At 73.6% G+C, this 16,539-nt stretch carries 20 protein-coding genes and 1 tRNA gene; 6 read left to right on the forward strand and 15 right to left on the reverse strand.

The genetic code is table 11. The features are described 5' to 3' along the window. The first annotated feature begins 47 nt into the window (after nucleotides 1-47). Nucleotides 48-1,193, forward strand: coding sequence for an acyl-CoA dehydrogenase family protein (locus tag FIP57_RS13200; RefSeq protein WP_148573915.1), 1,146 nt, complete (start codon nucleotides 48-50; stop codon nucleotides 1,191-1,193). Here the strand turns inward: FIP57_RS13200 and FIP57_RS13205 are convergent. From FIP57_RS13205 to FIP57_RS13235, 7 genes are all read right to left on the reverse strand, one after another. Then, a complete protein-coding gene (locus FIP57_RS13205; RefSeq protein ID WP_148573916.1) occupies nucleotides 1,168-1,791 on the reverse strand; it encodes a hypothetical protein in 624 nt (207 codons plus the stop codon). The genes FIP57_RS13200 and FIP57_RS13205 overlap by 26 nt on opposite strands. Then, nucleotides 1,788-2,594 (reverse strand): hypothetical protein, encoded by an 807-nt coding sequence (locus FIP57_RS13210; protein WP_148573917.1) that lies wholly within the window; start codon nucleotides 2,592-2,594, stop codon nucleotides 1,788-1,790. Before FIP57_RS13210 ends, FIP57_RS13205 begins: the two co-directional genes overlap by 4 nt. Further along, a complete protein-coding gene (locus FIP57_RS13215) occupies nucleotides 2,591-3,451 on the reverse strand; it encodes an ATP-binding cassette domain-containing protein (protein ID WP_148573918.1) in 861 nt (286 codons plus the stop codon). Before FIP57_RS13215 ends, FIP57_RS13210 begins: the two co-directional genes overlap by 4 nt. Beyond that, the gene (locus tag FIP57_RS13220; protein ID WP_148573919.1) at nucleotides 3,448-4,278 is read right to left on the reverse strand and encodes a zf-HC2 domain-containing protein; all 831 of its coding nucleotides are present in this window, start codon (nucleotides 4,276-4,278) and stop codon (nucleotides 3,448-3,450) included. The genes FIP57_RS13215 and FIP57_RS13220 overlap by 4 nt, the downstream gene beginning before the upstream one ends. After that, a complete protein-coding gene (locus FIP57_RS13225; protein ID WP_203231208.1) occupies nucleotides 4,275-4,880 on the reverse strand; it encodes an RNA polymerase sigma factor in 606 nt (201 codons plus the stop codon). The genes FIP57_RS13220 and FIP57_RS13225 overlap by 4 nt, the downstream gene beginning before the upstream one ends. Nucleotides 4,881-4,914: 34 nt before the next feature. Next, a complete protein-coding gene (locus FIP57_RS13230; protein ID WP_148573920.1) occupies nucleotides 4,915-5,472 on the reverse strand; it encodes a superoxide dismutase family protein in 558 nt (185 codons plus the stop codon). Nucleotides 5,473-5,571: 99 nt separating this feature from the next. Further along, nucleotides 5,572-6,324 (reverse strand): helical backbone metal receptor, encoded by a 753-nt coding sequence (locus tag FIP57_RS13235; protein ID WP_148573921.1) that lies wholly within the window; start codon nucleotides 6,322-6,324, stop codon nucleotides 5,572-5,574. A gap of 53 nt (nucleotides 6,325-6,377) precedes the next feature. Here FIP57_RS13235 and FIP57_RS13240 point away from each other — a divergent pair, with 53 nt between their 5' ends. After that, a complete protein-coding gene (locus tag FIP57_RS13240; protein WP_162529803.1) occupies nucleotides 6,378-7,409 on the forward strand; it encodes a phage tail sheath family protein in 1,032 nt (343 codons plus the stop codon). A 96-nt stretch (nucleotides 7,410-7,505) separates the two neighbouring features. Here the strand turns inward: FIP57_RS13240 and FIP57_RS13245 are convergent, their stop codons facing one another. Beyond that, entirely contained in the window at nucleotides 7,506-9,302 is a 1,797-nt protein-coding gene (locus FIP57_RS13245; RefSeq protein WP_148573923.1) for an NHL domain-containing thioredoxin family protein, read from the reverse strand. A gap of 37 nt (nucleotides 9,303-9,339) precedes the next feature. Further along, nucleotides 9,340-10,029: a GOLPH3/VPS74 family protein gene (locus FIP57_RS13250; RefSeq protein WP_148573924.1), complete on the reverse strand. Its 690-nt coding sequence runs from the start codon at nucleotides 10,027-10,029 to the stop codon at nucleotides 9,340-9,342. Nucleotides 10,030-10,130: 101 nt separating this feature from the next. Here FIP57_RS13250 and FIP57_RS13255 point away from each other — a divergent pair, with 101 nt between their 5' ends. After that, a complete protein-coding gene (locus FIP57_RS13255; RefSeq protein ID WP_238993482.1) occupies nucleotides 10,131-10,754 on the forward strand; it encodes a LysE family translocator in 624 nt (207 codons plus the stop codon). Between the two features lie 3 nt (nucleotides 10,755-10,757). On the opposite strand, the gene FIP57_RS13260 is transcribed toward FIP57_RS13255, so the two are convergent. Further along, nucleotides 10,758-12,845 (reverse strand): MMPL family transporter, encoded by a 2,088-nt coding sequence (locus FIP57_RS13260; protein ID WP_148573926.1) that lies wholly within the window; start codon nucleotides 12,843-12,845, stop codon nucleotides 10,758-10,760. A 69-nt stretch (nucleotides 12,846-12,914) separates the two neighbouring features. Between FIP57_RS13260 and FIP57_RS13265 the strand changes: the two genes are divergently transcribed. Next, a complete protein-coding gene (locus FIP57_RS13265; RefSeq protein ID WP_148573927.1) occupies nucleotides 12,915-13,235 on the forward strand; it encodes a PadR family transcriptional regulator in 321 nt (106 codons plus the stop codon). A 55-nt stretch (nucleotides 13,236-13,290) separates the two neighbouring features. After that, nucleotides 13,291-13,962, forward strand: a complete 672-nt coding sequence (locus tag FIP57_RS13270; RefSeq protein WP_148573928.1) for a permease prefix domain 1-containing protein — start codon at nucleotides 13,291-13,293, stop codon at nucleotides 13,960-13,962. Here FIP57_RS13270 and FIP57_RS13275 read toward each other — a convergent pair. From FIP57_RS13275 to FIP57_RS13290, 5 genes are read right to left on the reverse strand one after another with little or no spacing between them, the layout of a single operon-like run. Beyond that, nucleotides 13,940-14,236 (reverse strand): DUF1905 domain-containing protein, encoded by a 297-nt coding sequence (locus FIP57_RS13275; RefSeq protein ID WP_148573929.1) that lies wholly within the window; start codon nucleotides 14,234-14,236, stop codon nucleotides 13,940-13,942. The two genes, FIP57_RS13270 and FIP57_RS13275, sit on opposite strands and share 23 nt — an antisense overlap. 31 nt (nucleotides 14,237-14,267) lie before the next feature. After that, nucleotides 14,268-14,708: a type II 3-dehydroquinate dehydratase gene (gene aroQ / locus FIP57_RS13280; RefSeq protein ID WP_148573930.1), complete on the reverse strand. Its 441-nt coding sequence runs from the start codon at nucleotides 14,706-14,708 to the stop codon at nucleotides 14,268-14,270. A 7-nt stretch (nucleotides 14,709-14,715) separates the two neighbouring features. Continuing rightward, nucleotides 14,716-15,588 carry a Sir2 family NAD-dependent protein deacetylase gene (locus tag FIP57_RS13285; RefSeq protein ID WP_238993434.1) on the reverse strand — a complete coding sequence of 291 codons (873 nt, stop codon included), beginning with the start codon at nucleotides 15,586-15,588 and terminating at the stop codon, nucleotides 14,716-14,718. Between the two features lie 39 nt (nucleotides 15,589-15,627). Further along, nucleotides 15,628-15,798 carry a hypothetical protein gene (locus FIP57_RS23250; protein WP_162529804.1) on the reverse strand — a complete coding sequence of 57 codons (171 nt, stop codon included), beginning with the start codon at nucleotides 15,796-15,798 and terminating at the stop codon, nucleotides 15,628-15,630. A gap of 22 nt (nucleotides 15,799-15,820) precedes the next feature. Next, nucleotides 15,821-16,312, reverse strand: a complete 492-nt coding sequence (locus FIP57_RS13290) for a YajQ family cyclic di-GMP-binding protein (protein ID WP_148573931.1) — start codon at nucleotides 16,310-16,312, stop codon at nucleotides 15,821-15,823. Nucleotides 16,313-16,409: 97 nt separating this feature from the next. On the opposite strand from FIP57_RS13290, the gene FIP57_RS13295 reads away from it, so the two are divergent. Further along, nucleotides 16,410-16,490: transfer RNA gene (locus tag FIP57_RS13295), tRNA-Tyr, on the forward strand. Nucleotides 16,491-16,539: the final 49 nt, after the last annotated feature.

Genomic DNA, 16,539 nt, shown 5'->3' on the forward strand with positions numbered 1-16,539 from the left:
GATACTGGGTCGCGTTCTTACCGACCGGTAACCAGCGAGGTGTCCCCATGCGGCGTTCGATCTACGACGAGGACCACGAGGCCTTCCGGAGCTCGGTTCGCGAGTTCCTGGAGCGCCAGGTCACCCCGCACCTCGAGGAGCACCAGCGGGAGAAGCAGATCCCGCGGGAGTTCTGGATCGAGGCCGGCAAGCAGGGGTTCCTCGGGCTCGAGATCCCCGAGCAGTACGGCGGCTCCGAGGCCGGTGACTACCGGTTCAACGCGGTCCTCACCGAGGAGCTCGCGAAGGTCAACATGGCGCTCCCGTCGTGCGTAGGGATCCACTCCGACATCGTGGCGCCCTACCTCGTGCACCTCACCACCGAGGAGCAGCGCGAGCGGTGGCTCCCCGGCTTCTGCTCCGGCGAGCTGCTGACCGCGATCGGGATGACCGAGCCCTCCGGCGGCTCCGACCTCGCGGCGCTGAAGACGACCGCGACGCAAGATGGGGGCGACTACGTCCTCAACGGGTCGAAGACGTTCATCACCAACGGCTACTCCGCCGACCTCGTGGTCGTGGCCGCGCGTACCTCCCCGGAGAAGAAGGCGCGCGGCATCTCGCTCTTCGGCGTCGAGGCGACCATGGAGGGGTTCTCCCGCGGCCGCAAGCTCGACAAGGCCGGCCAGGACGAGTCCGACACCGCCGAGCTGTTCTTCGAGAACGTCCGGGTCCCGGCGGCCAACCTCATCGGCGAGCTCGACCAGGGGTTCATCCACATGATGACCTGGCTGCCGCAGGAGCGGCTCGGGTCGGCGATCACCAACATCAGCCACGCGGCGCAGATCCTCGACGAGACGATCGCCTACATCAAGGAGCGCAAGGCGTTCGGACAGCCGGTCGGCTCCTTCCAGCACAACAAGTTCCTCGCCGCCGAGCTGGTCACCAAGGTGGAGATGGTGCAGTCGTACGTCGACGCCGCGGTCATGCAGCACACCGAGGGGAAGCTGACGCCGATCGACGCGGCGAAGGTCAAGTGGATCTCCGCCCAGGTGCAGAACGAGGTGCTCGACCACTGCGTGCAGCTGCACGGCGGCTACGGCTACATGAACGAGTACCGCGTCACCCGCGCCTGGCGCGACGCCCGCGTCACGAAGATCTGGGCCGGGTCCAACGAGATCATGAAGGAGCTCATCGGTCGCGACCTGGGACTCTGACCGCGTCCCACGGGTCGCGCAGGGCCAGGGCGAGCACGGCCGCGGCGAGCACCAGCACCGCGACCCAGCGCAGCATCGTGGCCTCCCACGGCGGGCCCCACGGCTGGGCGTCGACGAGCACCCACCCGTGCGGCACCTGGCGGACGAGCACGGCGAGGACGACCACCCCGATCACCGCGGGGTACGCCGGCATGGCGAGCCCGCGTGCCCGGAGCACCGCCCCGAGCGTGGCGCCCAGCAGCGTGAACCCGAGGAGCTCGACGCCCAGCAGGGACAGCGGGAGCCACGGGTTCCGGTGGTCGGCCACGAGCACCGCGGCGAGCACGACGGGGACGGTGAGCGCGGCAGCCACGCCGAGCCGGGCCGCCGTACGGAGGGAGCGCGGGTAGGGCGACGCGGCCGCCACCTCGGCGCCCGGGTCATCGGTGGCGCCGGCCAGCGCGCAGGCGGCGAGGACCGCGACGCCGTGCACCACCTGGGCTCCGTGGGTGTCCTGCCACGGCACGGTGGCGGCGACGAGGAGCAGCGCGACGCCGAGGGGGGCGAGGACGGGTGGGCGGCGGACCGCCAGCCACGACGCGGCGAGCAGCGGGCTCACGGCAGCTGGGCCAACCCGCCGACGAGCGCGACCCCGACGGACACCAGGCCGAGCGCGACCGCGGTGCCCTTCCGCTCCGCGACCCGGACCACCGCGGCCGCGAGCGCCATGCCGCAGAGCCCGACGAGGTAGAGCTGGTGCCACGCGGCCGACCCCGGGTGCAGCCCCACCCAGACCGAGCCGTCGAAGGGGCCCCAGTCGACCCAGAACATCGCGGTGCCGAACAGCGCGGCCGCCCCCTGCTCGGCGATCGCCATGTGCACGACGACCAGGGCCACCATCGTGACCACCGGCGCGAGCAGCGTAGGGGCCCAGACCCCGACCATGGTGCCGAGCAGGCAGGCGCCGAGCACCGTCAGGGGCCCCTGCACCACGTGCCAGACCGTCGGCACCTCGGCGAAGTAGTCGCCCGCAAGAAGCACCGTGAAGAGCGCCGTGTTGAGCACGAGGCAGAGAGCCGCGGGGACGAGCGCCGCGAGCGCGAGCGCCCACACCTGCTCCTCCCGGCGGGCCGGGACCGCCGACAGCAGGTCGAGGCTGCCGGCCCGCCGGTCGCGGGTGACGACCATGTGCGCGGCCAGCACCGCCGGGATCCCCGGGAAGAAGCTGATGCTCGCCGTCACCATCTCGTAGGCCTGCACGACCGTGATGCCCTGGAAGAACGACGACGTGGAGCCGGCGACGAAGAACGCGGTGGCGAGCAGCATCACCGGGTGGAGGACGAGCCGTCGCGCCTCGCCGAGGGCGAGCTGCGGCACGACCCCCCGCCGCGGCACGGCCGGGGACAGCGCGACCGCGGTCATGCCGCCTCCCCGAGCGCGTCGGGGCCGAGCAGGAGCAGGTAGGCGTCCTCGATGCGGGGCGCGACGAGCGCGGCGCCGGGCGGCGGGTCGCCGACGTGGTGGTACGTGCCCCCGGAGAGCCGCCAGACCGCCCGGGCGCGCGGGTCGCGGGTGGTGGCGTGCCAGACCCGTCCGTCGGCGAGCGCGGTGAGCTCCTCGACGGTGCCGGCGAAGAGCGAGCGTCCGCGGTTGACCACGACCACGTGCGAGCAGACCGCCTCGACGTCCTCGGTCTGGTGGGTCGAGAGCACCACCGTCCGGCCGTGACCGGCCTCGGAGACCAGGTCGCGGAAGCGGATCCGCTGCTCGGGGTCGAGCCCGACGGTCGGCTCGTCGAGCACCAGCAGCTCCGGGGTGCCCAGCAGCGCCTGGGCGAGCCCGAGCCGGCGGCGCATGCCGCCCGAGAGGGTGCGCACCTTGCGGGTGGCGACGTCGCCGAGCCCCACGAGGTCCAGGACGCGGCGCACCTCGTCGTGGCGGCGGCGGGCGTCGACGTGCTCCTTGAGGACCGCGACGTAGTCGACGGCCTCGAAGGCGGTGAACCCGCCGTGGAACCCGGCGTCCTGCGGGAGGTACCCCAGCGACCGGCGGACCCGGAGCCGCCCCTCCGGCCGGCGGAGGTCCTCGCCGAGCACGCGCAGCTCGCCGGCGTCGTACGGCGTCGTGGTGGCGAGCACCCGGAGCAGCGTGGTCTTGCCCGCCCCGTTGGGGCCCAGCAGCCCGGTGACGCCGGGGTGCACGGTCAGGTCGAGCCCGTCGAGGGCGCGGAGCCTGCCGTAGCTGCGGACGAGGCCGGACGCCTCGATGGTCGGGTTCATGCCGTTCTCCTGGGGTTCAACGTGAGGTCGTGGCGGTGACGGACGAGGACCGTCGCGGCGACCGCGAGCGCCGCGAGGCTGACGAGCTGGACGAGGGTGCCGTGCTCGAGGAGCAGCGGCCGGTCGGCCGCCGCGCGCCACCCGACGAGCGCCGTCCACGCGGCGGCGAGCACGGTCGCGGTGGTCAGCGGCGGGAAGCGGCGGGCGGCGGCGAGCACCCCGGCGCTCATCGCGAGGCCGGGGAGCAGCCAGCCGAGGCTGGTGCTGGCGTCGCCGGGGAGGAGCGGCGCGACGGCCGCGGCCGGCAGCAGCGTGGTCGCCAGCACGAACGCCGTGCGGGCGGCGAGCAGCCGCACCAGGGAGTACGGCGACGCCGCCGCGATCTCGAGGGCCGGGTCGAACCGCTGGCCGAACGCGAGGGCGACCCCGGCCAGCGGGAGCACCGGCGCGAGCGCCACGAAGACCACGACGCCGCGGGGTGAGGCGTGGCCGGCGAGCAGCGCGAGGAGGAGCACGACCAGCACCGAGAGCAGCCAGGCGCCGCGCAGGGTCGGAGTCGCAGCCACCAGCCGGGCCGTCGGGCCGCTGGTGCCGAGGGCGCGCAGCACCCGCTCGAGCAGCCCCGTGCGGGGCGCCTGCACCTGCTCGACGATCCGTGCCCAGACCGCGTCCAGCCGCGTCGGGTCGGCGTGGAGGAGGGCCCGGCAGGACGGGCAGCCGACGAGGTGCTGCTCCACCGAGGCGGCGAGCACCCCCGCGACCTCGCCCCGCTCGTAACGGCCGGCGAGCTCGTCGTCGAGGTGCCATGAATCTGTCGGTGCGCTCATGCCAGCTCCTTCCGGAGAGCCTGTCGCGCCCGCATCATGCGGGTCTTGACGGTGCCGGGGCGCAGCCCGAGCAGCTGCGCGGCCTCCCGGGTGGTGAGCCCGTCCAGCACGGTCGCCTGCACGACCGCGCGGAGCTCGGGCGAGAGGCGGGCGAGGGCGCCCGCGAGGTCGCCGTGCTCGACGCCGAGCAGCACGCGCTCCTCCGCGGACTCGACGGGGCCGAGGTCGGGCTCCTCGATGCGGTAGGCCAGCGGCGGGCGGCGGCGCAGGGCGTCGACGAGGCGTCGGACCGCGATCCCCCAGAGCCAGGCGGCCGGATCGCCGCTGCCGCCGTACTTCCCGGCGCTGCGCCAGACCGCGACGAAGGTGTCCTGGAGGACCTCGTCGACGACCCCCGGGTCCGCGCAGCGGCGGGCGAGCCGGGCGCTCAGCCACGCGGCATGGCGGCGGTAGAGGGTCTCCAGCGCCTCCGTGCTGCCGTCGGCGACGCGCGCGACCAGCTCGCGGTCGTCCGGCTCCTGGCCCGGCTGCTGGCCCGGCTGCTGGCCCGGCTGCTGGCCCGGCTGCTGGCCCGGCTGCTGGCCCGGCTGCTGGCTCTGCACGGGGGTCACTCTGCCGTCTGTGCCGTCGCGCACGTCAGAACTCCACGTCCAGGCAGGCGAGCGCGTCCCCCGCGACACCGGCGCGCGGCCCCGGCTGGAGCCCGGTCGAGGTGAAGTCCTCGTGGAGGACGACGGACCCGGGGCGGCGGTGGGGCGGGAACTGCCAGGTCACCCGGGCCGTCGAGCTCCCCGCGCCGGACGCGTCGGTCTCGACGTCGAGCCACACCTCGTTGTGCCGGTTGGCGTAGCGCGGGGTGGAGACGAGGTCGGGGTCCGGCGGCACCACGTTCTGGTACGTCGGTCCGGCGTCCTCCGGGGACGACCCGCAGGAGCCCTCGTGCACGTGCGCGCCGTACACCGTGCCGGGGCGGAGCCCCTCGACGCGCAGCACGACGGTGGTGCGGCCGGTGGCGTCGTACTCCGCGGTGACGACCGCCTCGGCCTGGGCCGGCACGACCTCGGACCAGCGCACCAGCGGCCCCGCGCTGCGGACGTGGTCCGAGCCGGCGATCGCCGGGGACGCGACGAACATCGCCACGGCGGCCACCCCCGCGACGAGCGGGAGGTGCCGGAGGAGGGCGGTACGACGCACGAGGGCTCCTGGGTGGGAGGGACTGTCACCCCCTCTGTCGCACGGAAGGCCCCGATCGGTTCACACGAACTTCGCGAGGGCTCGGACCCGGACCTCTTGTCAGCCGGCGTCGAACGACGCGGCCTCGAGCAGGGAGGGGCCGTACCAGGTGAGCAGCCGGCCGCTGACCAGCCGTGTGGGGCGGGTGAACGCCTCGGGGCCGTCGTCCTCGGTGAAGACGTAGGGCTCGTCGGGGAGGAGCACCAGGTCCACGTCGTCGCGGTCGACCTCCTCGAGCGCCACCTTGGGGTAACGCTCCTCGTGCGCCCCGAAGACGTTGTCGTAGCCGAGCCGCCGCAACAGGTCACCGGTGAAGGTGGACCGCCCGACCACCATCCAGGGGTCGCGCCAGACCGGCACCGCGACGCGGGCGCGGACCGGCGGCACCGGCCGGTCCCAGGCGGCGCGGGCCTCGGCGAGCCAGGGCGGCACCCCCCAGCCGAGCGCCACCTCGAAGAGCCGGCTCATCGACGTCAGCGCCTCGGGCACCGTCTCGATCCGGGTGACCCAGACCGCGACGCCCGCATCGGTCAGCCGGCGGACGTCGAGCTCGCGGTTCTCCTCCTGGTTGGCGACGACGAGGTCGGGCGCGAGGTCGACGATCCGGCGCACGTCGGGGTTCTTCGTGCCGCGGACCCGGGTCACGTCGAGGTCGGCGGGGTGGGTGCACCAGTCGGTGGCGCCGACCAGGGCTTCCGGCCGGGTGGCGGCGAGCGCCTCGGTGAGCGACGGGACGAGCGAGAGGACCTTCGCCGCCTCGTGCGGGACGGGAACCTTTCGTCCCAGGTCGTCGGGTACGTCGGGCCTCGGCATGCCGCCCAATCTAGGCATGCCCCGAGCCACCCGGCAGGAGCAGACTGCCGTGGGTGGGGAGGAACGTGGGGGCGAAGGTGTCGATCGACGAGGCTGCCCGGCAGCCGATCTTCTGGGCCGACACGTCGGTGGCCGCCGTCGTGGCGCCGGCGCCGTCGGGGCCGGAGCACCAGCCCGTGCGCGTGCACTCGCTGGCCGACCTCGTCGACGCGTTCGGCGCGGTCGAGGAGTCGCCGCTGGGGCGCTCGGTCGGTGACTTCCTGCTCAACGGCGGCCAGGTGGTGCTGGCGGTGCGGGCCGAGGACGGCGCCGCGGCGCTGGCGGCCCTGGAGGAGGGGCCGTCGTTCCAGCTGCTGGTGGTCGACCCGGCCGTGCTGGAGGGCAGGTACGCCGACGCGCACACCCTGTGCGAGCGACGCCGGGCGTTCCTGGTGGCCGACGCGCTGCCGGGTGGCGTCCTGCCGCCCGGGCTCGGCGCGAACGCCGCGGTCTACCACCCCCGGCTCGTCGGTCAGGACGGGCTGGAGCGCCCGGCGGCACCCTCGGTGGCCGGGGTGTACGCGCGGACCGATGCCAGCCGGGGCGTCTGGAAGGGGCCGGCCGGGACCACCGCGCAGCTGCTCGGCGGGGTCCGCGTGGCGCAGCAGCTGACGGAGCGGCAGATGGTCGCGCTGGGTGCCCGGCAGGTCAACGCGTTGCGGCCGATGCCGGACGGCTCGACGGTGGTGTGGGGTGCACGGACCGCGGCGTCGGACCCGGAGTGGAAGTACGTCAGCGTCCGGCGGCTGATCCTCTTCCTCGAGGAGTCGCTGCAGCAAGGTTTGCAGTGGGCGGTCTTCGAGCCCAACGACGAGGAGCTGCGGACGCGTGTCTGCTCCGACGTCCAGGCGTTCCTGCACCGGCTCTGGCACGAGGGGGCCTTCCCAGGGGCCAAGCAGGAGGAGGCGTTCTTCGTCCGGTGCGACGAGACGACCACTTCGCCCGAGGAGCTGGCCGAGGGGCGGCTGGTATGCCTGGTCGGTGTGGCCCCGATCCGGCGCGGTGAGTTCACCACGGTGCGGATCCCGTTCGTGACCGGCGGCTGAGGCCGGACATTCCGTGCCCGCAGTGCTCGCTCAGTTCGAACGGCACCCGACGTGGCCGGCGGAGGTGCCGTTCGGACTGGACGGGACGCCGCGAGGCTAGTCCGAGCGGCCGGAGAGCGGGAGCGCGAGCACCGCTTCGCCGGAACGAGTAACCCGGACCGGCACGCCCCAGTCCTGCTGGTGCAGGTGGCACGCCGCACCCTCGCCGCCACCCTCGTCGCAGGAGGCCGCGCGGGCCGCGACGTGCAGGACCCCGTCGCCCACCGACGGGTCGAGCACGAGCCGGCGGCGCAGCTCGGTCGTGCGTCCCTCGCCCTCCCGGAGCAGCGCCGGCGGGGTCGCGCTGACCACGAGCTGGGACGGCGGGCCGAACCGGTCGTCGACCTTCTGGCCCGGTGGCGGCTGGAACTCCACGACGAGCTCCACCTCGGCTGCGACGTCGGTCACCGGCCGGTGGGTGCGGTGCTCGAAGCCGTCGGCGGTGGCGACGCCGGCCAGCGGCACCCGGGTGAGCCGGTGGGCCGCGGACTCGACGACCACGAGGGTGTCACCGTCCACGACCGCACCGCTCGGTTCGGCCAGCCCGGTGGCCAGGGTGGTCACCTCGTCGCCGGCCACGCGTCGTACGGCGCCGTTGTAGGTGTCGCAGACCGCGACCGAGCCGTCGGGGAGCACGGTGACGCCGAGCGGGTGCTGGAGCAGCGCGTCGGCCGCCGGCCCGTCGCGGAACCCGAAGTCGAAGAGCCCCGTGCCGACCGTCGTGAGCACCTGCCCGTCCTCGACGCGCCGCAGGCTCGAGGTCTCGCTGTCGGCGAGCCAGAGCCGGTCGCCGTCGGCCGCCAGCCCTGAGGTCTGCGCGAACCACGCCCCGGCGAGCGGTCCGTCGAGCAGCCCCTCGTTGGTGGTGCCGGCGGCGACGCCGACCGAACCCGAGAGCGGGTCGAACGTCCAGAGCTGGTGGAGCCCCGCCATCGCGACCCAGACCCGCTCCTTCCACCAGGCGACGTCCCAGGGGCTCGACAGCGAGTCGGAGGGCTGCGGGCCGGGGAAGAGCTGGCGGCCGTCGCCGGCGAGGGTGCGCACGTGGCCGTCGTCCAGCCGGACGCCCCGCAGCGCGTGGTTGACGGTGTCCGCGACGACGACGTCGTAGCCGACCGTGGCCGCGAGGTCGGGCGGGAGCAGGCAGAGCCCGTTGGGTTCGCTGAACCGGGCCGTGCCCGCGTCGCCGTCGACGAGCCCGCGCTCGCCCGAGCCGATCCGGCGGACCAGTGTCTCCGCGTCGTCGGCGAGCTCGACCAGCGAGTGGTGGCCGGAGTCCGCGACCAGGAAGCCTCCGTCGGGCAGCCGCACGGCCTTGGCCGGGAACCGGAGGTCGCCGGCCTCGACCGGCGGTGGGACGTACGGCGAGGTGCCGGGCTGCAGGACGCCCCGCTCGCGGTACCTCTTCCGTGTCCCGGCGACCAGCGCGTCGATGGCGTGCACGTGCCCCTCGCCGGCGTACTGCGCGAGGACGTAGCCCTCCGGGTCGACCAGCACGAGCGTCGGCCAGGCGCGGGCGGTGTAGGCCTGCCACGTGACGAGCTCCGGGTCGTCGAGCACCGGGTGGGCCACCTCGTAACGCTCGACGGCCGCGGCGAGTGCGTCCGGGTCGGCCTCGTGGACGAACTTGGGGGAGTGGACGCCGACGACGACCAGCTCGCCGTCGTACTTCTCCTCGAGCGGGCGCAGCTCGTCGAGCACGTGGAGGCAGTTGACGCAGCAGAAGGTCCAGAAGTCGAGCAGGAGGTACCGTCCGCGGAAGTCGCCGACCTCGAAGGAGCGGCCGTCGGTGTTCAGCCAGCCACGTCCACGGAGCTCGGGGGCGCGGACACGGGCGCGGCGGGTGTCGGTCACGCCGGTGTCAACGCGGTAGGACGGCGACGTCTTCCCCTCAGCTGCCGGAGGTCGCGGCCGTGGTGGTCGCCGCGGTGATCGCCACCATGACCGCGGCGTTCATCGAGTCCACCGCGGAGCGGACCGCGGCCGACGCCCAGTCGCCCTCGGAGATCCGCTTCGCGTTGGCGGTCATCTCCTTCTTCGACAGCCCGACCGCCTCCGGCGAGAAGGTCTTCGGCACTGCTCGCACGGCATGGAGGAGTGCGACGAGGGCACCTGTGCGCTCGTCACCGGCCAGCCCGGAGCGGAGCGCGGACTCGATGCGCGACCGTGTCTCACGCTCGTGCTCGGCGTCCTCCGCTGGCCAGCGGGAGTGGGGGAACAACCCCAGGAACTTGCCCCTCTCCTCACGGAGGATCCCCTTGTCGACGAGCTCCCTCAGGAGGCTGGCGCGGAGCTTCCCGCCCAGCTTGCCGAGCGCGGCGCCCGGCTTCTTGCCGCCGAGCCGGGCTACCTTCTCCAGCGCCTCGTCGAGCAGCGGATCCCCGGTCGGGGTGGCGTCCGTGACGACGAGCCGCCCCTCCTTCACGTCGGCGCCGGGGCCGGCGACGTCGATCCGTCCCCGGAGGGTCAGGTCGATGAGCATCGCGCCGGCCAGGACAGGCTCGATCTCCGTGCCGGAGACGGCGAGCCGGCCGCTGTCGTCGTCGGTCAGCAGGAGCAGCAGGTCCTCTGCGAGCAGCATGGCTCGACCTTAGCCACGATCGGAGGGAGCCCGGCCGGCCTGCGCGGGGCGCATCTGCCACGTCGTGGGCCTGGTCCCGGAGGTACCCTCCGCACGTGGAGATGGTGCATGCCGCCGCGACGGTCGCGGCCGTCTGCCTGGTGGCGATGATGGTCCCCGGCCCCGACGTGCTGGTGGTGACCAACCGGACGATCACCGGTGGGCGGCAGTCCGGGGTGCAGGCGGCCCTCGGGGTCGTGGCCGGGAACGTCGTCTGGGCGACCGTCGCGCTGCTCGGCGCCACGGCGGTCTTCGAGCTGTTCCCGACGTGGTACCTGGTGTTCAAGGTCGCGGGCGCGGCGTACGTGGTCTACCTCGGCGTGCAGATGATCCGCGCCGCGCGGGACCCGCTCGGCACCACGGTGGTCACCCGCGGCACGCGCGCGTCGTTCCGGACCGGCCTCGTCACCTGCCTGGCCAACCCGAAGGCCGCGGTGTTCTACGCCTCGATGCTGACCTCCATCGCCCCGCGCCACCCGAGTCCTGGGCTCTTCCTCGTGCTCCTCGCGACGATCACCACGGTCGCGGTCCTGTGGTTCTGCACCGTGGCGGTCGGGCTGTCGACGCCGCGGGCCAGTGCGTTCCTCGAGCGGTGGAAGGCGCGGATCGAGACGGTGTCCGGGGCGCTGTTCGTCGGGCTCGGCGCGTGGCGGCTCGTCGAGGACGTCCGCCACGCGCTGCGCTGAGCCCTACTCGGTCCGGATCGCCGGCGTCCGCTGCAGCCAGCGCGGCGCCCACCAGGCCCGCTCGCCGAGGAGCCGCAGCACGGAGGGTACGACGAGGCAGCGGATCACCACCGCGTCCAGGAGCACCGCCGCCGCCAGCCCGAGGCCGAACTGCTGCAGCATCCGGTCGGGGGCGAGCACGAAGGCGCCGAACACCACGACCATGATCGCGGCGGCGGCCGTGATCACGCTGCCGGTCGTCGCCAGCCCCTCGCGGACCGCGGCCACGGCGTCGCGGGAGCGCTGCCACTCCTCGTGCATGCGCGAGACCAGGAACACCTCGTAGTCCATCGACAGCCCGAAGACGACCGCGAACATCATCACCGGCACGTAGGCCTCGATCGGCCCGGGCTGCGCCCCGAACCGGCCGTCCTGGAAGACCAGCACCATCACTCCGAGCGCGGCGCCGATCGACAGCAGGTTGAGGACCGCTGCCTTGACGGCGATCGCCACGGAGCGGAGGACGAGGAGCAGCAGCAGCGCCGAGAGCCCCACGACGACCGCGACGAACAGCGGGAACCGCTCGGCCACCTCGTCGGAGAAGTCGATCGTCGCGGCGGTGGAACCACCGACCAGCGTGCCCTCCGGCAGCTCGTCACGCAGCCGCTCGACGAGGTCGGCGGTCGCCTCGTCCTGCGGCGAGGTCGTCGGGAACGCGAGGCTGGTGTGGAGGGCGCCGTCGCCGGACGGCTGCGGCGGCGTGGCCGTGGCCACCCCCTCGGTCTCGCCGAGCTGGTCGAAGGCCGCCCGTGCCTCGGCGGCCTCGCCCCGGGTCACGACCACCAGCGGACCGTTGGCGCCGGGGCCGAACGCGTCGCTGATCAGGTCGTACCCCTGGCGCGTGGTGGTGCTCGGGTGGTCGTTGCCGGCGTCGGCGAAGCCGAGCTGGAGCCCGAGCGCGGGCAGGCAGAGCGCCACCACGGCGACGCCGCCGGACAGCAGCACGGCCCAGGGTCGGCGGTGGACGACGCCGGCCCAGCGCCGCCAGGCGTGGCCGCTGGGACGACGCCGCTTCGCTGCGTGCTTCCGGATGCTGCGCTCGAGCCGGGGGCCGAGCACCGTCAGCAGCGAGGGGAGCAGCGTCAGCGACGCCAGCATCGTCATCAGCACGGTGAGCGTGACGGCGAACGCGACGCCCTCGAGGGCGCTGATCCCCAACGTGTACAGGCCGAGCAGTGCGATCACGACCGTGGCCCCGGCGAAGAGCACCGACCGGCCGGCGGTGTCCAGGGCGGTGCGGGTGGCGCGGTCCCGGTCGGCGCCGTCGAGCAGCTCGGAGCGGTACCTCGCGAACACCAGCAGGGCGTAGTCGATCCCCACGCCGAGCCCGACGAGCACCAGCATCGGCGCGGTGTAGTCCGGGATCGTCGTGAGGTGGGAGGCGAGCCCGACCACCGCGATCGTCGTCCCGACGGCGAAGAGGGCGGTGACGAGCGGGAGCGAGGCCGCGAGCAGCGAGCCGAACAGGAACATCAGGATGACCAGCGCCGCCAGCATCCCGGCCCCTTCGGCGCCGCCGCCGGCCTCGCTCTCCTGCACCTCCCGCACGGCGTCGCCGGTGAGCTCGACGCGCATGCCGTCGCCGTCGTGCTCGAGCGCCGTGTCGACGATGGCCCGCTTGTCGTCGGTGGGGACGAACCCGGCCTGGTCGTCGAGCACCACCGTGACCAGCCCGACGGTGCCGTCGGGGGAGACCGTGCCGGCGTCCGCGGCAGGCGGTTGCACCGCCTCGACGTGGTCGAGGGCGGCGAGGTCGTCGACGAGCGGCCGGAGCCCCGCCTGGGCGACGCCTCCCTCGGCCTGCACCACCACGGTCACCGTGTCGCCGCGCTGCTCGGGGGCGTGCTCGGCGAAGGAGTCCAGGACCTGCTGCGTCTCGGTGCCCGGGAGTGCGAAGTCGTTGCGGTAGTCGCTGCCTACCGCGGTCGAGACCGCGGTGGTGCCGGCCAGGGTGACCAGCCACAGGGTGAGCGCCACCCAGTGGTGGCGCTGGGACCAGGCGGCCAGCCGGGTCATGGCGGTGTCGGGTCGCTCCGACGTGAGGGTGTGCATCTCGGCTCCACAAGTAGAGAGGCTACGTATAGCGACACAACGTAACGTGCCTACGTGTAGGCTGTCTACATGAAAGCCGATGCCCTGCGCGGTCACCTCGACGCGATGCTCCTGGCGGTGCTGGAGGGCGAGCCGTTGCACGGCTACGCGATCATCGAGGCGCTCGCCCTGCGCAGCGGCGGCGAGCTCGACCTCCCGACCGGCACGGTCTACCCGGCGCTCCGCCGGCTCGAGGCCGCCGGATACCTCGACAGCTCGTGGTCCGAGGCGGCCGGGCGGAAGCGCCGCACGTACCGGCTGTCGCGGGCGGGACGGAAGGTCCTCGCCGAGAAGCGGCAGGAGTGGAAGGCGTTCTCGACGGTGGTCGACGGTGTCCTGCGGCCAGGCTGAGACCAGGGTGATCCCCGATGGTGCAAGGGCGGTGCCGTGGGGCACCGTGGTGCCCGTGACCGAGGAGTACCTCCGCCGGCTCGACGCGACGCTCGTCGGGCCGAGACGGGTGCGCCGCGAGCTGGTCCGCGAGGCGGGCGACCACCTCGAGGACGCCACGGACGCCTACGTCGAGGCCGGCTACGCGCCGGACGAGGCCGCGGCGCTGGCGGTCCGGGACTTCGGGACCGTCGAGGAGGTCGCGCCCGGCTTCCAGGAGACGCTCGCGGTCGCCGCCTCCCGCCGTACGGCGGTGTGGCTGGTGCTCGCCGTCCTCATCCAGCCGTTGGCCTGGGACGGAGGGCTGGACCTCGCCGCCGGCGGCCCTGCCCCGGAGGGGTGGCTCTACCGGGCGCTGGACGTCGGGGTCGAGGCCGGCGGAGGGGTCGCCGTGCTCGGCACGTTGCTGACCCTGATGGCCACCGGGGTCGGGAGCCGCTGGGTGCGCGACCGGCACCGGCTCGCCCGCCGGGTCGGGATCCTCGGGGCCGCCGTCGCGGGGGTCGTGGTCGCCGAGGGGTTGCTGATGACCGCGCTCTACGCGCCGGCCACGGCGTCGACATGGGCATTCGTGGTGGCGTTGCTCGTCGTGCCGTTCGGCGTCGCCGCGGCGTCTGCCCGTCGCACCTTCGCGGCCGCGACCGCCGCGGCCTTCGAGCCGGCGCTCAGTCGAGCACCGTCAGCGTGAAGGTGGCGGTGTCGCCCGGCTCGACGTCCTCCTTGCGGCGCACCGCCTTCTTGACCGGCAGCACGTAGCTCCCGGCCTCCTTGGAGGGGAACAGGCTGGTCGACCACTCCGAGGAGCCGCAGCGCACCGAGACCCGGACCGACCCGAAGGCGCGCGGCGGGCTCGAGAGCTCCTCGTCGATCGCGTCGCTCACCTCCGGCGGGAGGGTCACGAAGACCCAGGAGTCCGGCTGCTCCTCGCGCCACGCGTGGAGCCGACCCTCGAACGAGTGCATGCCGCGGACGCTAGCGGCTGGGACCGACTGTTCAGGGTGCCCAGAGCTCGGCGACCTTGCGCAGCGCCTCCGGGTAGCCGGCGACGCCCTTCCCGATCACCGCGGCGTCGGCGACCAGCGAGACGTACGAGCGGTGCCGGAACTCCTCGCGGGCGTGGATGTCGGAGATGTGCACCTCGACGACCGGGGCCTCCACCACCGCGAGCGCGTCCATGATCGCGATCGAGGTGTGGGTGTAGCCGCCGAAGTTCCCGACCACCGCCGCCCCGGTCTCGAACGCCTCGTGGACCCAGTCGATGAGCTGGCCCTCGTGGTTCGACTGCCGGCAGTCGACGGTCAGGTCGAGACGCTCACCCTCCTCCCGGCACATCCGCTCCACGTCGGCCAGCGTCGCGGTGCCGTAGACGGCGGGGTCGCGGCGGCCGAGGAGGTTCAGGTTCGGGCCGTTGAGGACGAGGACGGTGCGGCTCACGCCCCCGTCATACCAGGGTCCAGCCGGGGTGGGTCACGAACTCGCTGGTGCCGTGGTGGAGCTTGACCGTCGCCAGGGGGTCGCCGCGGGTGGCGCCGCGGTTCACCACCACCACCGGCTTGCCCTGCTTGGCCGCGTGGCGGACGAACCGCAGCCCGGACATCACGGTGAGCGACGAGCCGAGGACCAGCAGTGCCGGGGCGGCGTCGACCATGTCGTAGCACCGCTGCACCCGCGGCTTCGGGACGTTCTCGCCGAAGAAGACCACGTCGGGCTTGAGCACCCCGCCGCACGGACAGCGGGGTACGACGAACCCGGAGGTCTCGTCCACCTCGACGTCACCGTCGGGGCGCACCGGGGCGTCGGCGTGCCGCTCGCGCCACCCGGGGTTGAGCCGCTCCATCTCGGCCTGCACGCGCGCCCGCGAGCTGACCTCACGGCAGCCGAGGCAGACCACCTCGGCGATCCGGCCGTGGAGCGCGACGAGGTTGCGGGAGCCGGCCTCCTCGTGGAGCCCGTCGACGTTCTGGGTGATCACCCCGGAGCAGAGCCCGGCGGCCTCGAGGCTGGCGAGCCCGCGGTGGCCGTCGTTGGGCACGGCGCGGTGCATCCGCCCCCAGCCGAGGTGGGCGCGGGCCCAGTACCGCTGCTGCGCCTCGGGGCCCGAGACGAGCTCCTGGTAGGTCATCGGGGTGCGGTCGACCGACCCCGGGCCGCGGTAGTCGGGGATGCCGGAGTCGGTGCTCATCCCGGCCCCGGTGAGTGCCACGAAGGTCGTGCCCCGGAGGAGCGTGACCGCCGCCTCCACGGCCGTGTCGACCACCGGGCCGACCGCCGGGCCGACCACCGAGCCGACCGCCGTACCGTCCTGCACCGTCACCCCGTCGAGAGTACGGGGCAGCCCCTCACCCGCGAGCGGTCAGCGGAGGTCGGGGTCGCCGCCCAGCCGCTGGTTGAGGTCCTTCAGCTGGGCGGCCATCACGTCGAGCCGGCCGTTGTTGGTCTTCTGCAGCTCGGCCAGCACCTCCGCGAGCAGCCGGTTGGTCTCGGTCAGCAGCTCGGTCAGCGCGTTGAGGCCGGGCAGTGCCATGGGGCTCCTAGGGGAGAGGCGGTCAGCGGTAGTTGGTGAACTGCACCGCGAAGTCGTAGTCCTGCGCCTTGACCAACGCGATGACCGCCTGAAGGTCATCGCGCTTCTTCGAGGAGACCCGGAGCTCGTCGCCCTGGACCTGGACCTTGACGCCCTTCGGCCCCTCGTCGCGGATCAGCTTGCCGACCTTCTTGGCGTCCTCGGAGGTGATCCCCTCCTTGAGCGCGACGCTGATCTTCGTCTCCTTGCCGGACTGCCGCGGCTCCCCGGCGTCGAGGATCTTCAGGCTCTGGTCGCGCTTGACCAGCTTCTCCTTGAACACGTCGAGCACCGCCTTGGCGCGCTCCTCGGCGTTGGCGGAGATCTCGATCGCCTTCTCCCCGGACCACCTGATCTCCGCGCCGGTGCCCTTGAAGTCGTAGCGCTGGGCGACCTCCCGGGCCGCCTGGCTCAGGGCGTTGTCGACCTCCTGGCGGTCGATCTTGCTGACGATGTCGAACGACGAGTCGGCCATGGCGGCGAGGTCCTCCCGGGATTCGGTCGTGCGAGGCTGCTGCGCTATCCTTTCGTCTCGTTGCCCGGGGCTCAACAGCGGGTCCGGGGGCGACGACGGCAGGTTGTCCGAGCGGCCAATGGAAGCGGACTGTAAATCCGTCGCGAAAGCTACGCAGGTTCGAATCCTGCACCTGCCACCGAACGCCCGAGGGCCCGGGACACCCGCAGGTGTCCCGGGCCCTGGTG

Source organism: Nocardioides caldifontis (genome assembly GCF_008087345.1).
GTDB lineage: Bacteria > Actinomycetota > Actinomycetes > Propionibacteriales > Nocardioidaceae > Marmoricola_A > Marmoricola_A caldifontis.

Bases quoted from the DNA above. Each gene is read 5' to 3' on its own strand.
- FIP57_RS13200 (WP_148573915.1), top strand. From the start codon at position 48: ATGCGGCGTTCGATCTACGACGAGGACCACGAGGCCTTCCGGAGCTCG.
- FIP57_RS13210 (WP_148573917.1), bottom strand. From the start codon at position 2,594: ATGACCGCGGTCGCGCTGTCCCCGGCCGTGCCGCGGCGGGGGGTCGTG.
- FIP57_RS13215 (WP_148573918.1), bottom strand. From the start codon at position 3,451: ATGAACCCGACCATCGAGGCGTCCGGCCTCGTCCGCAGCTACGGCAGG.
- FIP57_RS13220 (WP_148573919.1), bottom strand. From the start codon at position 4,278: ATGAGCGCACCGACAGATTCATGGCACCTCGACGACGAGCTCGCCGGC.
- FIP57_RS13235 (WP_148573921.1), bottom strand. From the start codon at position 6,324: ATGCCGAGGCCCGACGTACCCGACGACCTGGGACGAAAGGTTCCCGTC.
- FIP57_RS13250 (WP_148573924.1), bottom strand. From the start codon at position 10,029: ATGCTGCTCGCAGAGGACCTGCTGCTCCTGCTGACCGACGACGACAGC.
- FIP57_RS13255 (WP_238993482.1), top strand. From the start codon at position 10,131: ATGGTGCATGCCGCCGCGACGGTCGCGGCCGTCTGCCTGGTGGCGATG.
- FIP57_RS13260 (WP_148573926.1), bottom strand. From the start codon at position 12,845: ATGCACACCCTCACGTCGGAGCGACCCGACACCGCCATGACCCGGCTG.
- FIP57_RS13265 (WP_148573927.1), top strand. From the start codon at position 12,915: ATGAAAGCCGATGCCCTGCGCGGTCACCTCGACGCGATGCTCCTGGCG.
- FIP57_RS13275 (WP_148573929.1), bottom strand. From the start codon at position 14,236: ATGCACTCGTTCGAGGGTCGGCTCCACGCGTGGCGCGAGGAGCAGCCG.
- FIP57_RS23250 (WP_162529804.1), bottom strand. From the start codon at position 15,798: ATGGCACTGCCCGGCCTCAACGCGCTGACCGAGCTGCTGACCGAGACC.
- FIP57_RS13290 (WP_148573931.1), bottom strand. From the start codon at position 16,312: ATGGCCGACTCGTCGTTCGACATCGTCAGCAAGATCGACCGCCAGGAG.